The sequence below is a fragment of the Actinomadura viridis genome (assembly GCF_015751755.1).
GTDB lineage: Bacteria > Actinomycetota > Actinomycetes > Streptosporangiales > Streptosporangiaceae > Spirillospora > Spirillospora viridis.
Genome location: NZ_JADOUA010000001.1, coordinates 632,030 through 648,712, shown reverse-complemented (window position 1 = coordinate 648,712; position 16,683 = coordinate 632,030). Strand labels below are relative to the sequence as shown.

The following is a 16,683-nucleotide window of genomic DNA, read 5'->3' as shown; positions in this document are numbered from 1 at the left end:
ATGTCCGACATCTCCGCCCCCCTCGTCCCGGAAGCCCCCGAAAGCTCCCTGCCCGAGCTGCTCGTGAACCCGCCCTGGGTCCGCTTCCCGCCCGGCCAGGAGCCGCCCGTCCTCAAGCTGAAGGCGCCCAAGGAGCCCACCGCCGTCGCCTGGGCGCCGGGCCAGCGGGAGAAGTGGCTCGACGCCCCGTACGAGAGGAACTACTGGGAGCGCCTTCCCGAGGACACCGACTGGGAGGAGGCGGCCGGGACCTTCTCCAGCGGACGCGCGCTGACGGAGCTCCAGGTGGCCGAACGCCGGCCCCTCATCGTCGGACTGATCATGCAGGCCCCCCTCCACCTGGGCGAGGCGCTGCTGGCCGACGAACGGTACCGGGCCGACTTCGGCGACTGGAGGATGGGCTATGTGCTGATGGGCGCCGTGGCCCGCCACGGCCTGGCCGCGTACCCGGCCGCGATGCACCGGGCCGGGAACGAGCGGGTCTTCAGCGGGCTCGAACCGTTCGTGGACACCGACGTCGCCCAGCTGATGATCAAGCACTTCGGCGTCTACCCGAACCGCGACCGGGCCGCGGACTGGTTCAGGCAGCACGGGACGGCCGCCGCGCGGCTGACCGTCCCCGACGCCCTGCGCAAGCCCGGCCCCAAGCGGCAGCGCGCCGAGGACGCCCTCCGCCTGGTCGCCGAGACGCACGGCCGCGACGCCCTCATCGAGGCGGCGCGCTTCTACGGCGACGAGGCGGTCGAGGCGATCGCCGCCCTCAAGGTCGATCCGCTGGACCTCTACCCCGAACCGCTCCCCGAGATCCCCGAGGCGTTCGACCCCGCCCGGCTGCCCCAGATCCTGCTGCGCGGACGCGAACAGGCCCTGCCCGCGTCCGCGACCCGGCACCTCATCACCATGCTGTCCTTCTGCAAGCCGTACGAGCCGTACCCGGGCGTCGAGACGGTCATCGACCTGTTCGACCCCGACTCGCTCGCCGAGTTCGCCTGGGCGCTGTACCGGGCCGACGACACGCCCAGGATCTGGGCGTCCCGCGGCGTCCAGTACGCGCTGATCCGCATGGCGAACGACGCGGTCGCCGACCGGCTCGCCCCGATCGTCGCCCGCTGGCCCAAGTCGCTGGTCTGGGAGTACGGCGGCTCCAGCGCCCTGAGCGTGTTCAGCCGCCTGGGGACCGACTCGGCCCTGCGCCACCTGCACCGGCTCTCGCAGAAGGCGGAGGACCAGAAGCGCATCCGGCCCGGGGCTCAGGGGGCCCTGGAACGCATCGCCAAGGAGCGCGGGCTGACGTCCGAGCAGCTCGCCGACCGGCTCGTCCCCGACCTCGGCCTGGACGCCGAGGGCGGGATGACGCTCGACTACGGCCCGCGCGCCTTCCGCGTCGGCTTCGACGAGCAGCTCAAGCCCTACGTCATGGACGGCGACGGCAAGCGCCGCAAGACCCTGCCGAAACCGGGCGTCAAGGACGACGGCGAGCTGGCCCCCGCCGCCCACCGGCGCTTCGCCGGCCTCAAGAAGGAGGTCAGGACGATCGCGGCCGAGCAGATCAAGCGGCTGGAGGCGGCGATGGTCGCCGGGCGCGCCTGGACGCCGGAGGAGTTCCGGTCGATCTTCGTCGACCACCCGCTGCTCTGGCACATCGCCCGCCGCCTGGTCTGGAGCGCCGAGGCGGACGGGACGGTCACGCACTTCCGCGTCGCCGAGGACCGCACCCTCGCCGACGTCGAGGACGAGGCGTACGCGCTCCCCGCCGGCGCCCGGGTCACCCTCCCCCACCCGCTGCGCCTGGACGGCGCCGTGGACGCCTGGTCGCGGGTCCTCGCCGACTACGAGATCCTCCAGCCGTTCCCGCAGCTGGGCCGGACGATCCACACCCTCACCGACGAGGAGCGCAAGGAGGCCCGCCTCGCCCGCTTCGAGGGCCGCACCGTCCACTTCGGCAAGATCCTCAACCTGACCGGCCGGGGCTGGGAGCTGGGCGAGAAGGAGACCGGGGGCTTCCGCCGCCAGGCGTCCCTCAAGCTCGCCGAGGACCGCCACCTGGTGATCCACATCGAGCCCGGGATCCGGGTGATCGGCCCCGAGGAGTTCCCCGACCAGGAGATCCGTACCGTCGCCCTGGACAAGCGCTCCTACGGCATCGGCGACGCCCCGTTCGGCGACCTCGACCCCACGCTCGCGTCGGAGGTCCTCGCCGAGCTGACCAGGCTGACCGAGGGCTCCACCACCTGATCCGCCCCGATCCCGCCGCCACGGACCTCACGGTGCCCGGCTCAGGCGACGAGGTTCCCCGGCGAATCGAGCCAGACCCGTTGCCCTCCGGCCCCCACCGTGAGGCCCCAGCGCGGGGCCACGGGGCTCCCCAAGCCCACCCACCACCGATAGGCCGCCTCCACCTCGTCCCACAGGCTGCGGAATCCGAGCTGCCTCACCTCGAAGCGATCCGCGTCCGGGACGTGGCGGAGGCTCGCCCATGAACCCGACCAGGGGTCGATGAGCCACACCGTGTACTCGCCTTCCTCAGGGTGATGTTCCACGATGCGCTTGCAGCGCCGTACCTTCAGCCCGATGGCGAGGGAGGCGTCGTATTCGCCGATCACGTCGTACGGGTGCAGGGCCGTAGCGGATCTGCGCGCCCGGCCCACCACGTGCGCGTCGCGGATCAGCGAGGCGCGTTTCCCTCGCTGAGCTCGCAAAGGCAGGAACGCCACATCGCCGACGACACGTCCCACCGCGGACCCGTCGCCGGGCACGTTCAGGGCGAGCAGCGCGCCGTTGTGGAAGTCGGTCTGCCACGGCACCACGATCCGGCCGCCCGGACGGGTCTGCTCCACCCACGCGTAGGGCACGCGTTGCACGCCCACGGTCGCGATGACCCGGTCGTACGGGGCGCCGGGCCCATGGCCCAGGACCCCGTCCCCAGTGATCGCCGAGACCCTGTGGCCCGTCTCCCTCAGTGTTCGGCGCGCGTGCTCCGCCACCCGCGCATCGACCTCGACCGTGGTGACGCACTCCGCGCCCAGACGTTCGGCGAGGAGAGCGGCGTTCCAGCCCGTCCCCGTGCCGATCTCCAGAACCTTCATTCCCGGCTCGGCGTCGAGCGCGGCGAGCATGAGGGCCACCACGCCGGGCCTGCTGGACGAACTGGTGATCTCCACGCCCACGGCCCCCGGTACCGGCGGCCGGCCGTCGTCCACCTGGGTCGCCACGAAGTCGTCGGCGTAGCAGAGGTCCAGCCACCTCTCCCGTTCGTCCGCCCGGCGGAGCGGCACGAGGTCGCCGCCGACCTCGGTCCACACCGTGGCGGGAATGAACAGGTGCCGGGGAACGGCCCGGAAGGCGTCCCGCCACTCAGGCTCCAGGTCTCCGGACGCCTCCAGACCGGAGACGAGCTCCGTCAGGCGGTCGGCGACCGACGGCACCTACTTGCCGCCCTTCTCATGTTTCCCGCCCCGGGGTGGCCGATCCCATTTGCCGTCGCCCTCCTTCTTCTCGTCATGCCTTCCCATTCCCGGCTCCCTTCCCCTCCGACGCCTGATCCCCTGGGCGGCGCCGCCTCGGAGTCCCTTCCTCGTCCGAGGTCATGGCAAGGAGGTTGAAGAGCACTGAGCCCCTTGTCAGTGGCACTCCCGAGATCACTTCGCGGCGAGTACCCCCGGGCGCTATCCGGTCAGGTCAATAATCGAGACCGATATAATCGGCCATTTCTCTCATCTCGGGCGTGAGGCTGCGACGTTTCCTGACGATACGGCCGAGAACATCGCGCGCCATGCGCTGATGAGCGATCCATTCCGGACTGACCGCACGGACTTCCTGCAAGATCTCGAACGCGTCGCCATAGCGCTTGAGGCTGACATTCGCTTTCGCCACATCGAGGCGATGGCGGTTCCGGCTGGACGCACGGGCCCTGGGGCCGGTCCTGGGGATCTTCTCCGACAGCGCCAGCACCCGGTCGGGCCGGTCCTCGACCATGTGATTCTCGATCCTCCGTGTCGCCACGGCGATCGGCCCGAAGGTCCTGAGCGGGTCGGACGGAGGGGCCCACTCGATCCTCAGGATCACCGCGGCGGCCTGAGCGAGCCTCAGAGCGTCCTCGGCTTTCCCTGGCTCGTTGTTACGCGAGGCCGCCGTGGACACCCGCAGCAGCAGGCCACCCCAGGCGGCCAGTTCCTCCTGGGTCGCGCGTGAAATACGCGGCTCGATGTCGTCCGCCCAGCGTGAGGCCAGGGCCAGTGTGCCGGGCAGATCCCCCTGGCGCATCAGGAGCCAGCAGCGGGTATTGACGATCGCCGCCTCTTCGAGCCTTCCGGTCGCGTCATCGAATGCCCTGCGCAGGGCGATCTCCGCAGCGTCGAACTGGCGCGTTGAAATCAGAACCAGGCCAGCGAGATGCATCACCCGCGAACGAACCCGCCGTCCGGGCATGCCCAAGGCGTCGGCGTCCCGCACCAGCGAAGGGAGCAGGATGCCGAGATCGGCGTACTTGTTGTCAGTGAAGAGCGGTTCCGCCGCTGCCACGGCCCGGCCAACACCCTCCAGAGTGGGTGGATCTTCGGATTGTTCGTGCTTGCCGAGCAGGGAGTCCCGCAGGGCCTCCCATTCCTGCACGGTTTCTCCTTGGTCCCGCCGCCCAGCGATCAAGACGGAAGTGGGCACCTGGAGGCCCATGGCCAGCTTGCGGAGCGTCTCCAGCCGAGTGTCCTCACGTTCACCCTGTTCAAGCTTACGGATCAAGGAAATTGAGACCCCGGACAGCCCGGCCAGCTCACGCTGCGTCAAACCCGCCCTTTTACGCACGCTCTGGAGACGCTCCGAGAGGTTCATGCCCCCCAGTGTGCATCTGGGTGCCTCTCGCCACCACGCTTTCACCCTCGGCGAGTGCACCCGGCGGTCATGTCCGAGATCCTCGTCGACCTCGCCGAGGTCACCGGGCCCTGACCGCTCTCACTCGGCGCTGGCGACCGAGAGCGAACGGAGGCGGACGACGGCCAGGGCGGTCCCGGCGAGGGTGACCGCGAGCAGCAGCGGGACCGCCACGGCCAGGTCGACGGTGGAGGCGACCGGGGACGCACCGGTCAGGGCGTCGGTGACCGACAGCGCCCACTGCTGGATGGAGGCCGACTTGGCGCCGGGCGCGAAGTTGCCCAGCAGCGTCTCCCAGACCAGCGCGTACAGCAGGCCGATCGTGACGGCGTTCCGGCTGACCACGGCCAGCGCGACGAAGACCGCGCTGTAGGCGATCCCGCCCACCAGGACGCCCGCGGTGAACGCCACGGCCATGCCCTCGGTCGTCCCGGACATCAGCAGCCCCGCCATCAGCGTCGGCACGGCCGCGAACGCGGCGACCAGGACGACCGCGACCGCGAGCTTGGTCAGCACCACCACCTGGCGCGGGATGGGCTTGGTGAGGACGTACATGATCTGGCCGTCGTCGATCTCCGGGCCGATCACGCCGGTGCCGGCGATCAGCGCCAGCAGCGGCAGCAGCGTCGCCAGCCCGAACCGCTGCAGCACCCCGGCCGACACGTCCAGGTCGTTGCTCCCGGTCACCCGCAGCGCCACCGCCAGCACCACCAGCAGGGCCGGGAGCGCCAGCAGGAGCAGCGCGCGCCGCCGGCCGAGCATCGACCGGAACGTGATCATCGCGATCGTGGGGTTCATCTGGCCACCAGGTAGGAGAAGACGCTTTCCAGGGACTCGTCGGACGGGGAGACCTCCCACAGCCGGACGCCCGCGTCCCGGGCGACCCGGGGCAGCAGCCAGGTGAAGCGCTGGAAGTCCACCGCCTCGACCCGCAGCCCCTTGTCGGTCAGCTGGACGCTGCGCGCCGAACCGTCCGCGATGATCGCGGCGGCCAGCCGCCGGTCGTCGCCCGACCGGACCAGGAACAGGTGCGGACGGTCGGTCATCAGCCGCCGGATCCGCCGGAAGTCACCGGAGGCCGCGTGCCGGCCCGCCACGATCACCTCGATGTGCCCGGCCAGCCGCTCGACCTCTTCGAGGATGTGCGAGCTGAACAGGATCGTGCGGCCCTCCGCCGCCATCCGCCGGATCAAATCCATGAGCTGGAGCCGCTGCCGCGGGTCCATCCCGTTGAACGGCTCGTCCAGCAGCAGCGCCGGCGGGTCGTGCACCAGCGCCGAGGCCATCTTGATGCGCTGCTTCATGCCCTTGGAGTAGTTGCCGATCGGCCGGTCGGCGGCGTAGTCCATCTCCACCAGCCCGATCGCGCGCTTGGCGGCGGCCCCCGGCTCGGGCAGCTTGTGCAGCTTGGCCATCGCGAGGATGAACTGCTCGCCGGTGAGGAAGTCGTAGGCGCTCTCGCGTTCGGGGACCAGACCCAGGCTCCGGTAGACGCCGGGGTTGCGCCAGACCGGCACCCCGTCCAGCGTCACGGTGCCCGAGGAAGGCGCCAGGAAGCCGCCCATCATGTGGATGAGGGTCGACTTGCCCGCACCGTTCGGCCCCAGCAGGCCGGTCACGCCGGGCCCGATGCTCATGGACACGCCGTTGACGGCGACCACGTTCCCGTACCAGCGGGAGACCTTGTCCAACCGCAGTTCTGTCACAGTGTCCCCGCTCTCCTCCGCGGCGCCCTCAGGCACCGCCTTCCCTCCTCGCTCGTCCCTCGCTCGTCAGTCCAGGCGACGCCGCGCCGCTCCGGCTCGCTCATGAGAGGCCCGCCTTCCGGAACCTTCGGTGGAGGACGGCGGTGGACGCGACGACCAGGGCGGCGCACAGCCCGAGCGCCACCACGCCGCCCGCCACGCCCGGCGCGATGGCCACCGAGGAGCTCTCCGCGCCCAGCAGCCGCACCTGGACGATGTCGACGAGGTTGAACGGGGCGAACAGCCCGGCCCAGCCGGCCAGGGCGAAGTCGGTCCGCATCTCGGCCAGCCCCTGAACGATCACCACGAAGGTGCTGCTCAGCATGAAGATCGCGATGACGGCCGCCACCCCGAAGCCGCGCCGGGGGGTGAACGCCGCCACCACCGTCCCGATCGCGCCCAGGACGAGGGCGAACAGCACGCAGCCGGCCAGCGCGGCCAGGTAGCGCACCAGATGCCCGCCCGAGTCGGGGATCCTGGTCACCAGGCCGCCCACGTACAGCACCGTGATCGGCAACGCCATCAGCGCGAACAGCGCGGTGGCCATGGCCGCCTGCTTGGCCAGCACGAAGTCCAGCGGGCCGACCGGCCGGGAGAAGTACAGCGGGACGACGTGGAAGCGCAGCTCCCGCGAGGCCAGCACCGGGGCCTGGGTCGCCACGAAGATCGCGATGATGACCTGCAGGGTGGCCGCGTACGAGGAGTAGCGGATCAGGGTGTCCGGCTCCTTGGAGATCGCGTACACCGCCACCGATCCGGCGGCGGGCAGCAGCATGATCGCGCCGAGCAGGAAGGGCATCACCTTCGCGCGGGCGGGGCGGCCGAGGCCGAAGGCGGCGCGGAGGTTGTGCACGTACATCGACCGGAGCACGTACGCGCGGCCCAGGCGGTGGCCCTCGTAGTGCCGGTAGCCGATGTCGTGGATGGTGCTGGTGCTCATCGGGTGACCCCCTCCGGGACGGGGACGGCCGGATCGGCGAAGACCTCTTCGATGCGGTGCCGGCGCTGCTCCATCCGGATCAGTCTCAGCTCCAGGTCGGCGACGGCGTCGCGGATGAGGTCGTAGGTGGACTCGCCGGCGATGTCGATCACCAGGAAGCGGCCCTCGGGCCGTACCGACACGCCCTGGGCGTGCAGGTGCCGGCCCAGGTCGTCCCGGCCCTCCTCCACCTCGACGGTGAGGACGCCGCTGGCCGCGGTGTACGCCTCGACGGCCTGGGAGCGCAGCAGCCGCCCGCCGTCGATGATGACCACGTGCTCGCAGACCCGTTCCAGCTCGCCCAGCAGGTGCGAGGTGACCAGCACGCTGATGCCGAACTCGGTGCCGATCCGCCGGATCAGATCGAGCATCTCGTCACGGCCCGCCGGGTCGAGCCCGTTGGTCGGCTCGTCCAGGAAGACCAGCTGCGGGTCGTGCACCAGGGCCTGGGCCAGCTTGACGCGCTGCCGCATACCGGTCGAATAACCCCCGATGGGGCGGTAGCGCTCCTCGTACAGGCCCACGTGCCGCAGCGTGTCGGCGGCGCGCTCGCGGGCGGCGGTGGGGGGCAGCCCGCACATCCGGGCCATGTGGACGACGAACTCGGTGGCCGAGACGTCGGGCGGCAGGCACTCGTACTCGGGCATGAACCCGACGCGCTCGCGGATGCGCGCACCCTCCCGGGCGATGTCCAGGCCCAGCACGGTGGCGTGGCCGGAGGTCGGCGGCAGCAGCCCGAGCAGGATCTTGATGAGCGTCGACTTCCCGGCGCCGTTGGCGCCGACCAGACCCACGATCCCGGGCTCCACGGCCACGGTGAGGTCGTCCAGCGCGGTCACGCGGGGGAACCGCATCGTCAGGCCGGTGGCGGCGATGATCGGCATGGCTACGAACCTAGTCCCTGTCCGGCTCCGGGTCGTCCCCCTGGAGAGTTAGGCATGGCCGGCGATGTCCCCTTCCTGCGGAGGACCACCGCCCAGACGACCCGCTGGACGAGCAGCGTCAGCGTCCCCGCGATGATCATTCCGGCCAGGTTGGCGCCGAGCTGCAGCAGCGAGCCGTCGATCTCGGCGCGGTGCCGCAGCGCCATCGCCACCGCCAGGTTGCCCGCCGCGGGGACCGTGGTGACCGAGATGAACACCCCGACCAGCGCGGACGACTTGCCCGCCGTCAGCGACAGCACCCCGCCCGCCCCGGCGAGCAGGGCGACGATGAACGACCACCGGTCCGGGCTGTAGATGAACGCGGTCATCGGCCGCTGGTCGGGCAGCCGGTCCAGCTCGATCACGCCGATCCACCGGGCGGCCAGCGCGCACACGTAGGTGACGATGATCGCCACCGCGAACCCGACGGCCAGCGTGCGCAGCGCGGCGCCGATCCGCCGCAGGTTGCCGTGCAGGACGCCGAAGCAGATCGCGGCGATCGCGCCGAACTCGGGGCCCAGCACCATCGCGCCGACCACCAGGATCGGGGAGTCGATCAGTGCGGCGATCCCGGCGAGCTGCGTGGCCAGCACCAGGAACGCGACGAACGACCAGGTCAGGGCGCTGTCGTTGGCGGTACGCCGGTCCAGGTCCTGCCAGACCACCGCGTCGTCGCCGTAGCCGGGGGCGCGTTCCTCGGCCGTCTCGGCGGCGGTCGACAGCGACAGGTCGATGTGCTCGAACGCCATCGACCCGTCCCGTTCGATGCCCAGTTTCTGGAGGGCCTCGATGATCTCGTTGGCCGCCTCGCGGGCGATGTCGCCGGTGACCAGGTCGCCGCGGGGCGAGCGGGCGGCGCCGGGGAGGACGGTCACGTTCGTCGCGCCGGGGCACCCGTCCAGCACCGCGCAGACCGCCTCGGTACGGTCCGGGGGCACGATCGCTCTCAGGTGCAGCACCCTCCATATCGTGCCCTACCGCTCACCATGGCGCGGACGCCCGTTCGCGTGGATCATGTGCGATGGGTCCGGGCACGGCGGACCCGGCACGGCACGGCGAGCGGGACGGTGGCGGGATGGGTCGGTGGCGGACGGTCCGCGAGGGCCGGAGGGCGGTGGCGGGCGCGGGCCTGTGCGCCGCGGTGCTGGTGGCGGGCTGCGACGCCGACGTGGGCCTGTCGGACGGGTCCCCGTCCCCCGGTTCCGGCCCGGGGACGAACGGGACGGTCAAGCCCGCGCAGGCCCGGCGCGACCTGGACGGGCTGCGTGTCTCGGCGGAGGGCGCCGGGCGCGGGTACGAGCGCGACCGTTTCGGCACCCGCTGGAAGGACATCGACCGCAACGGCTGCGACCAGCGCAACGACGTCCTCGCCCGCGACCTGCGGGAGGTGCGCAAGCGGGGCGGCTGCGTGGTGATCGCCGGGACCCTGGACGACCCCTACAGCGGCAAGAAGATCACCTTCTCGAAGTCGGACGCCGCCGAGGTGCAGATCGACCACGTCTACCCGCTCGCGCTGGCCTGGCGGATGGGCGCGTCCGGCTGGGACGAGGACCGCCGCGAACGCTTCGCCAACGACCCCGACAACCTGCTGGCGGTGTGGGGCGTGCCGAACCGCCAGAAGAGCGACTCGGGGCCGGGCGAGTGGAAACCGCAGCGCGCCTTCCAGTGCGCCTACGCCGCCAGGTACATCACGGTCGCCAAGAAGTACTCCCTGCCCGTCACCGGCGCCGACCGCGGTGCGCTCGGCGACTTCCTCGGGCGGTGCTGAGCAATAGGCTTGACCGCATGAGCAGCGAGTCCAACGAACGGGCCGGCCGGCCCGACGAGCAGGCGGAGCGGGACGAGACGGAGCAGGGACGCGAGGTCCTCCCCCGGGTCCGCACCGAACGGGGCGTGGGGGCCCGCGCCACCGGCGCCGAGGTGACCGGTGCCTCGGCCACCGGCCTCACCCTGCGCGCGGGCAACGCCCTCGGCTCGCTGGCCCTGGGGTCGATGGCCCTGGGCGCCCTCGCCGTCGGCGCCGTCGCGATCGGCAGGCTGGTGGTCAAGCGCGCCGTCATCACCCACCTGGAGGCGGGGACGGTGGAGATCAAGCACCTCAAGGTCGGCAAGCTGGAGATCACCGACAGCTGACCGGGGCGCCGGGGCGGCCTCGCGCGACGTCCCGGAGACGGCGGCGGGACCGCCCCGGCCTCGTGCCGGCGGACGGTCCCGCTCCGTCTCGTTCCCGTCTCGTTCCAGGCGGGTCAGCCCAGGGCCGTGCGGACGACGCCGGCCAGGCGTTCGGCCACCGACCGCGCCTGCTCCTCCGAGGCGGCCTCGACCATCACCCGGACCATGGGCTCGGTGCCGCTCGGCCGGATCAGCACCCGGCCGCCGTCCCCGAGCTCGGTCTCGGCCGCGGCCACCGCCTCGGCCAGCTCGGGCGAGGTGCCCGCGCGGGACTTGTCCACGCCCTTCACGTTGATCAGCACCTGGGGCAGCCGGGTCATCGCCTTGGCCAGCTCGTCCAGCGGCCGTCCCCGGCGGGCCATCGCCGCCAGCAGGTGCAGCCCGGTCAGCACGCCGTCGCCGGTGGTGGCGTGCTCCAGCATGATGACGTGGCCGGACTGCTCGCCACCGAAGGAGTAGCCGCCCTCCTTCATGGCCTCCAGCACGTAGCGGTCGCCCACCGCGGTCTCCACCACGGTGATCCCGGCCTCCCGCATGGCGATCTTGAAGCCCAGGTTGGACATCACGGTGGCGACCACCGTGTCGGCGGCCAGCCGGCCCGACTCCCGCAGGTCCAGCGCGAGGATCGCCATGATCTGGTCGCCGTCGACCGCCTCGCCGGTGGCGGTGACGGCCAGGCAGCGGTCGGCGTCGCCGTCGTTGGCGATGCCCGCGTCGGCGCTGTGCTCGCGGACGGCCTTGCGCAGCGCCTCCAGGTCGGTGGAGCCGCAGCCGGAGTTGATGTTCAGCCCGTCCGGCGCGGCGCCGATGGTGATCACATCGGCGCCGGCCCGGCGCAGCGCCTCGGGCGCCACGTCGGAGGAGGCGCCGTGCGCGCAGTCCACCACGACGCGCAGGCCGTCCAGCGAGACCGGGAGCGTGCTCAGCAGGTGCGCCACGTACTGCTCGACCGCGCCGTGCGCGTCGCGCACCCGGCCCACCCCGGATCCGGTGGGCGGGTCCCAGGGCCGGCCGAGGGTCGCCTCGACGCGGTCCTCGATCTCGTCGGCCAGCTTGTAGCCGCTCCGGTCGAAGAACTTGATCCCGTTGTCGGGCGCCGGGTTGTGCGAGGCGGACAGCATCACGCCCAGGTCCGCGTCCAGCGCGTGGGTGAGGTAGGCGACCGCCGGGGTCGGCAGGACGCCCAACCGCAGCACGTCCACCCCGGCGCTGGCCAGCCCGGCCACCACCGCGGCCTCCAGAAACTCGCCGGAGGCCCGCGGGTCCCGCCCGACCACCGCCACCGGCCGGTGGCCCTCGAACGCACCGGCCTCGCCCAGGACCCGCGCCGCGGCGACGGAAAGGTCCATGGCCAGCGGCGCGGTCAGATCGCGGTTGGCGAGCCCGCGTACGCCATCGGTCCCGAAGAGACGACCCACAGTTCAACTCCCGATACGACAATCGACCGCCGGACGCGGCCGGGATCGGTGCCCGGCCCGCTCCGCGCGGTCAAATCCAGTGCGCACGCCCCGGACGCCCGCGGCGTCGCAGTCCGGCGCGCCCCGAGGCCATGAAACCCATGAAAACAGCCAGATCACCCCGATGTGGTCGAAACAACCTTTTCGGGGGGCCGGATACGTCGGCGGCGTACCGCGGGGAGGACGGCAGGGAGGACGGGCAGGGAACAAGGCCGGAAAAGCGGAACGAGCCGCCGCACCCGTGCCGCCGACCATGGGGGTCGGCCGCGAGGAGGTCAGGGGGTGCGGCGGCTCGTGCCTGCGATCAACGCTTGCTGTACTGCGGGGCCTTACGGGCCTTCTTGAGACCGGCCTTCTTGCGCTCGGTCGCCCGCGCGTCACGGGTCAGGAAGCCCGCCTTCTTCAGCGCCGGGCGGTGGTCGATGTTGGCGAACTGCAGCGCGCGGGAGATGCCCAGGCGCAGCGCGCCGGCCTGGCCGGTCGTGCCGCCGCCGTTGACGCGCGCCAGCACGTCGAACTGGCCCTCCAGGCCCAGCAGCACGAACGGCTCGTTCACGATCTGCTGGTGGACCTTGTTGGGGAAGTACTGGTCGAGGGACCGGCCGTTGATGGTCCAGTTGCCCGTACCGGGGACGATCCGCACCCGCGCGATGGCCTGCTTGCGGCGGCCGGTGCCGGCGGCCGGGCCGGTCGCGACCGGCTCCCCCAGGTAGTCGGCCTCGGCGGCCTCGGGGGACTCGGTGGTGTACTCCGACGGCGCTTCTTCGTAAGAGTCGTACTCGACGCCCTCGGCGGGCGTCTCGGTGCCGGTGGACTCGTCCACGGTTCTCCTTGGGTCTTCTGGCCAGGGCGGCTGGCCCGGATCTCTCGCCCGGGTGCCCCGGCGGCCACTGTTCCTGGTCGCCGAACGTCGTCCGCGGAAACCCGCGACCTCCGTCAGGCTGGGTCGTTCATCCGCTGCGCCGCGCGCCCGCCTCCGGTGGACCGGCGCGGACCACGGGGCCGGCGGACGCTACTGCTTGATCTGGGTGATCTCGAACGGGATCGGCTTCTGCGCCTGGTGCGGGTGCTCCGGACCGGCGTAGACCTTCACCTTGCCGAACATCTTCCGGCCGAGGGTGTTCTTGGGCAGCATGCCCTTGATCGCCTTCTCGACCGCCCGCTCGGGGCGCTTGGCCAGCAGGTCGGCGTAGGCCACCGAACGGAGACCGCCCGGGTAGCCGGAGTGCCGGTAGGCCCGCTTCTGCTCCAGCTTGTTGCCGGTCAGCGCCACCTTGTCGGCATTGATGATGACGACGAAGTCACCGGTGTCGAGGTGCGGGGCGTAGATCGGCTTGTGCTTACCCCGAAGCAGCTGCGCGACCTGACTGGCGAGCCGACCCAGCACGACATCGGTCGCGTCGATGACGTACCACTGACGCTGAACGTCAGCGGGCTTTGGGGTGTACGTGCGCACGGTCGTAGCCTTCGTTTCTTAGTCGACTTCTCAGCGGATTCCTGCTCGCGCCGATCAGAGGCTGATCCGACCTGGCGCTCCGGGAGGCCGGGGCCCGATCGCGCGTTGATAGCGGCTTACGGGCACACCGACGATCGCGGTCCTCACCGTTCCCGAAGGACAGGCGTCACCGCATAGAACGAATAGGCAGGATACCCAGCCGCATGGTCACGGGTCAAAGCGAGCCGCCGAGCGCCCCTCCCCTCGCCTGGCGGCAGGCCCTCGGCCCGCCCCGATGTTTCCCGCGCGCAGGCCCCCGCCCCGGCGGCCGGGCCGGGCGTCGCCCTGCGTGACCGGCCTCGAACCCCTTGACGGCACCCCGGCCCCACCCCACTTTGTTTTGTCGTGATAGAGGGACTTGGACCCCTATAAGGGGATAAGGTGCGGCCCGACCGGGTCCCTCTCCCCTCGTCACCGACCAGAACCGGGAGCCCCGCCGATGCCCCGCAATCCCGGCCGCCCCGCCGACCCCCGCCGTCCCGGACGCCCGGGCCAGGACCTGCCGTCCGCCGCGCCCGGCCCCGCCGGCCCGCCGGGCACGCCGCCCGCATCGCCGTCCAGCGGCTCGTTCCGCTCCGCCGGCGCCCCCACTCCAGGAGAGGCGCGGCTGGTCGCCGGGCGCGGCATGGCCTCCCCGAACGACGCGTACGACCCGAACGACGCGTACGGCGCGAAGGCCCCCGGCACGCCCGCTTCCAGCGGATCGGGCCCTGCGGGCTCCAACGACTGGTTCACCCGTCCCGGCCGGGAGGAGATCCAGGAGCACGGCACGGAACGCGGACACGGACGTTCGGGCGGCACCGGCGTCCCCGCGCAGCCCGCTGAGGGCGGTTCCGGCCGCCGGGGGCATTCCCCGTTCGACCGGGGCAGGCGCCACGAGCGGCGCGAGGGGCTCGTCCGGGTGGAGTTCGCGGGACGTCCCGCGAACTCCCGTTCGCGCCGTGCCGGACGGGACGGACACGACGGCGGCGGTCCGGGGCGCTCCGGACGCAGGTCCGCCGTGACCCTCACCGCCGTGGTGGCCGCCTCCGTGCTCGCCGTCGGCACCGGCGTGGCGCTCGACCGCCTCGTCCTGCCGGAGCTGCGTTCGGAGCCGATCTCCGCCGCCAGGCCGGCGCCCCAGACGGCCGCCCCCGTCCCGAGCACCGACCTGGGCACGCGGCGGGACGCCGGCCGCCCGTCCGCGCCGGAGCCCACGGCGACCGAGACCGCCCCGACGCTCAAGCCGCTCCCGAACGGGACCGGTCGGGCGAGCGCCTCCCCCGACCCGACCGAGTCCGAGCGGGAGACCGGCGCCCCGACCGGACGGCCCTCGGGCGGGACGAGCCCGGCCACGGGCGGATCGGCCATCGAGACGACCGTGGCGACCCTCACCAACAAGGAGCGCACGGCGAGGGGCTGCGCCCCCCTGCGCATCGACGCCCGGCTCGTGACCGCCGCCCGGCGCCACTCCCAGGACATGGCGGCGAACGACTACTTCGACCACACGTCCCGTAACGGCGACAGCCCGTGGGACCGCATGAAGGCCGCCGGTTACACCAGCCCGGGCGCGGAGAACATCGCCAAGGGCTACTCCACGGCCGCGGCCGTCGTGGACGGGTGGATGAAGAGCCCGGGCCACCGCGCGAACATCCTCAACTGCGGGCTCAAGGCCATCGGCGTCGGGATGAGCGGCGGGGCGGGCGGCCCGTGGTGGACGCAGGACTTCGGCTGGAAATAGAACCGCGAAACCACCGGCGCCCGGTTGAGGCCCATGTCATGGTGGGTCACCGAAGGTCCAGCGTCCCTGGAAAGGAACGGTAAGGTCCAAGCCATGGTTTATCCGGGCGATCAAGACAAACCGGGCGGTCGGCCTCCGGAACCGCGGTCGCAGCCCCCGTACCGTCCCGAGGGCGACCGGCTCGACGAGGACCCGTACGGCGGGGCGCAGGGCGGGCAGCCCCCGTTCGCGCCGCAGGGCGACACGTTCGGCGGACCGGCCCCGTCCTGGGACGAGGACCCGGCGGACCGCACCAGGCCCGCCCCCGGCCCGCTGAGCACCGGCCCGCTCGGCGCCGGCCCGGCCTTTCCCGCCGAAGACCGCGGCCCCCGGCAGGGCGGCGAACCCGGCCCCTTCGGCGAGGCACCGGAACGGGACGGCCCGTACGGCCCGCCCCAGGGCCACGAGGCCTACGCGCCCCCGCCGGGCGGCCCCTACCCTCCCGGTGGCTACGACGACGACGCCTATGGCGGCTACGACGACGAGTACGGGCCCGGCGGTCCGCGCAGCGGCCCCACCCCGCCCGAGAAGCGGCGCAACCTCCCCTTGATCATCGGCGCGGCGGCGGTGGCCGGGCTGGTCCTCATCGGCGGCGGCATCGGCCTGTCCTCGATGCTGAAGGACGACGGCCCGAAGACCAACGCCGGGAACACGTCGGCCGCCCCCTCCCGGACCGCGACGGCCACGCCGTCCCCCACCAAGCCCGTCCTTGAACCGGTCAAGCTCAAGAGCCGGACCACCGACCCCAGCCCGCTGACGCTCAAGGAGGTCTTCGGCAAGGCGTCCTTCACCTCCGGCGGCCAGAAGTACGTACGGACCGCCTGGAACGCCAAGCGCGGCTGCACCGGCACGGTCAACGGCACCAGGCTCACCGGCGTGATCAAGAAGGGCGGCTGCTCGCAGGTCCTGCGCGCCACCTACGCCCGGGGCGACGGCAAGCTCGTCGGCACCGTGGGCGTGCTCAACCTCAAGACCGAGAACGCCGCCCGGCTCGCCCAGAAGGCCGCCGCGGCCAAGGACGCGTTCCTGCAGCCGCTGCCCGGCACCGGCCACTCCAGGAAGATCGGCAAGGGCGAGGCCCTGGGCACCGCCGAGGCGCGCGGCCACTACCTGGTGATGACCTGGGTGCAGCGGCCCGACGGCAAGAAGATCGCCAGCCAGTACCACAAGGCCGTCTCCGCCTTCGGGCAGCAGCTGATGAAGGGGAGCGGTCTCAACTTCGCGCTGGCCTACCGGGAAACCGAGGGCAAGCCCTTCCGAAAGTGACCTGGATGAATACCCTGTTTG

Annotated in this window: 15 protein-coding genes; 5 read left to right on the top strand and 10 right to left on the bottom strand. The window is 72.1% G+C overall.

Features of this window, described 5'->3' with window-relative positions; genetic code table 11:
- Entirely contained in the window at positions 1 to 2,235 is a 2,235-nt protein-coding gene (locus IW256_RS02895) for a DUF4132 domain-containing protein (RefSeq protein ID WP_197009463.1), read from the top strand.
- A gap of 41 nt (positions 2,236 to 2,276) precedes the next feature.
- Here the strand turns inward: IW256_RS02895 and IW256_RS02890 are convergent, their stop codons facing one another.
- The 7 genes from IW256_RS02890 to IW256_RS02860 all read right to left on the bottom strand — a co-directional run bounded on the left by IW256_RS02890 (position 2,277) and on the right by IW256_RS02860 (position 9,472).
- Positions 2,277 to 3,425, bottom strand: a complete 1,149-nt coding sequence (locus IW256_RS02890) for a methyltransferase domain-containing protein (protein ID WP_307828714.1) — start codon at positions 3,423 to 3,425, stop codon at positions 2,277 to 2,279.
- Between the two features lie 253 nt (positions 3,426 to 3,678).
- A complete protein-coding gene (locus tag IW256_RS02885; protein ID WP_197009462.1) occupies positions 3,679 to 4,827 on the bottom strand; it encodes a helix-turn-helix domain-containing protein in 1,149 nt (382 codons plus the stop codon).
- A 120-nt stretch (positions 4,828 to 4,947) separates the two neighbouring features.
- Positions 4,948 to 5,664 carry an ABC transporter permease gene (locus IW256_RS02880; protein ID WP_197009461.1) on the bottom strand — a complete coding sequence of 239 codons (717 nt, stop codon included), beginning with the start codon at positions 5,662 to 5,664 and terminating at the stop codon, positions 4,948 to 4,950.
- Entirely contained in the window at positions 5,661 to 6,572 is a 912-nt protein-coding gene (locus tag IW256_RS02875; protein ID WP_197016054.1) for an ABC transporter ATP-binding protein, read from the bottom strand. The genes IW256_RS02880 and IW256_RS02875 overlap by 4 nt, the downstream gene beginning before the upstream one ends.
- Before the next feature lie 100 nt (positions 6,573 to 6,672).
- Positions 6,673 to 7,551, bottom strand: a complete 879-nt coding sequence (locus IW256_RS02870; RefSeq protein ID WP_197009460.1) for an ABC transporter permease — start codon at positions 7,549 to 7,551, stop codon at positions 6,673 to 6,675.
- On the bottom strand, positions 7,548 to 8,474 hold the full coding sequence (locus IW256_RS02865) for an ABC transporter ATP-binding protein (protein ID WP_197009459.1): 927 nt from the start codon (positions 8,472 to 8,474) through the stop codon (positions 7,548 to 7,550). Before IW256_RS02865 ends, IW256_RS02870 begins: the two co-directional genes overlap by 4 nt.
- 2 nt (positions 8,475 to 8,476) lie before the next feature.
- The gene (locus tag IW256_RS02860) at positions 8,477 to 9,472 is read right to left on the bottom strand and encodes a DUF389 domain-containing protein (protein WP_197009458.1); all 996 of its coding nucleotides are present in this window, start codon (positions 9,470 to 9,472) and stop codon (positions 8,477 to 8,479) included.
- Positions 9,473 to 9,534: 62 nt separating this feature from the next.
- Here IW256_RS02860 and IW256_RS02855 point away from each other — a divergent pair, with 62 nt between their 5' ends.
- Positions 9,535 to 10,281, top strand: a complete 747-nt coding sequence (locus IW256_RS02855) for an HNH endonuclease family protein (RefSeq protein ID WP_231403619.1) — start codon at positions 9,535 to 9,537, stop codon at positions 10,279 to 10,281.
- A gap of 17 nt (positions 10,282 to 10,298) precedes the next feature.
- Entirely contained in the window at positions 10,299 to 10,646 is a 348-nt protein-coding gene (locus IW256_RS02850) for a hypothetical protein (protein ID WP_231403618.1), read from the top strand.
- Between the two features lie 113 nt (positions 10,647 to 10,759).
- On the opposite strand, the gene glmM is transcribed toward IW256_RS02850, so the two are convergent.
- The 3 genes from glmM to rplM form a co-directional block, all read right to left on the bottom strand.
- Positions 10,760 to 12,103, bottom strand: a complete 1,344-nt coding sequence (gene glmM, locus IW256_RS02845) for a phosphoglucosamine mutase (protein ID WP_197009457.1) — start codon at positions 12,101 to 12,103, stop codon at positions 10,760 to 10,762.
- 343 nt (positions 12,104 to 12,446) lie between these two features.
- On the bottom strand, positions 12,447 to 12,965 hold the full coding sequence (rpsI, locus tag IW256_RS02840; RefSeq protein ID WP_197009456.1) for a 30S ribosomal protein S9: 519 nt from the start codon (positions 12,963 to 12,965) through the stop codon (positions 12,447 to 12,449).
- 189 nt (positions 12,966 to 13,154) lie between these two features.
- Positions 13,155 to 13,598, bottom strand: a complete 444-nt coding sequence (gene rplM / locus IW256_RS02835) for a 50S ribosomal protein L13 (protein ID WP_197009455.1) — start codon at positions 13,596 to 13,598, stop codon at positions 13,155 to 13,157.
- A 478-nt stretch (positions 13,599 to 14,076) separates the two neighbouring features.
- On the opposite strand from rplM, the gene IW256_RS02830 reads away from it, so the two are divergent.
- Positions 14,077 to 15,357 (top strand): CAP domain-containing protein, encoded by a 1,281-nt coding sequence (locus tag IW256_RS02830; RefSeq protein ID WP_197009454.1) that lies wholly within the window; start codon positions 14,077 to 14,079, stop codon positions 15,355 to 15,357.
- 93 nt (positions 15,358 to 15,450) lie between these two features.
- Positions 15,451 to 16,662 carry a hypothetical protein gene (locus IW256_RS02825; protein ID WP_197009453.1) on the top strand — a complete coding sequence of 404 codons (1,212 nt, stop codon included), beginning with the start codon at positions 15,451 to 15,453 and terminating at the stop codon, positions 16,660 to 16,662.
- Positions 16,663 to 16,683: the final 21 nt, after the last annotated feature.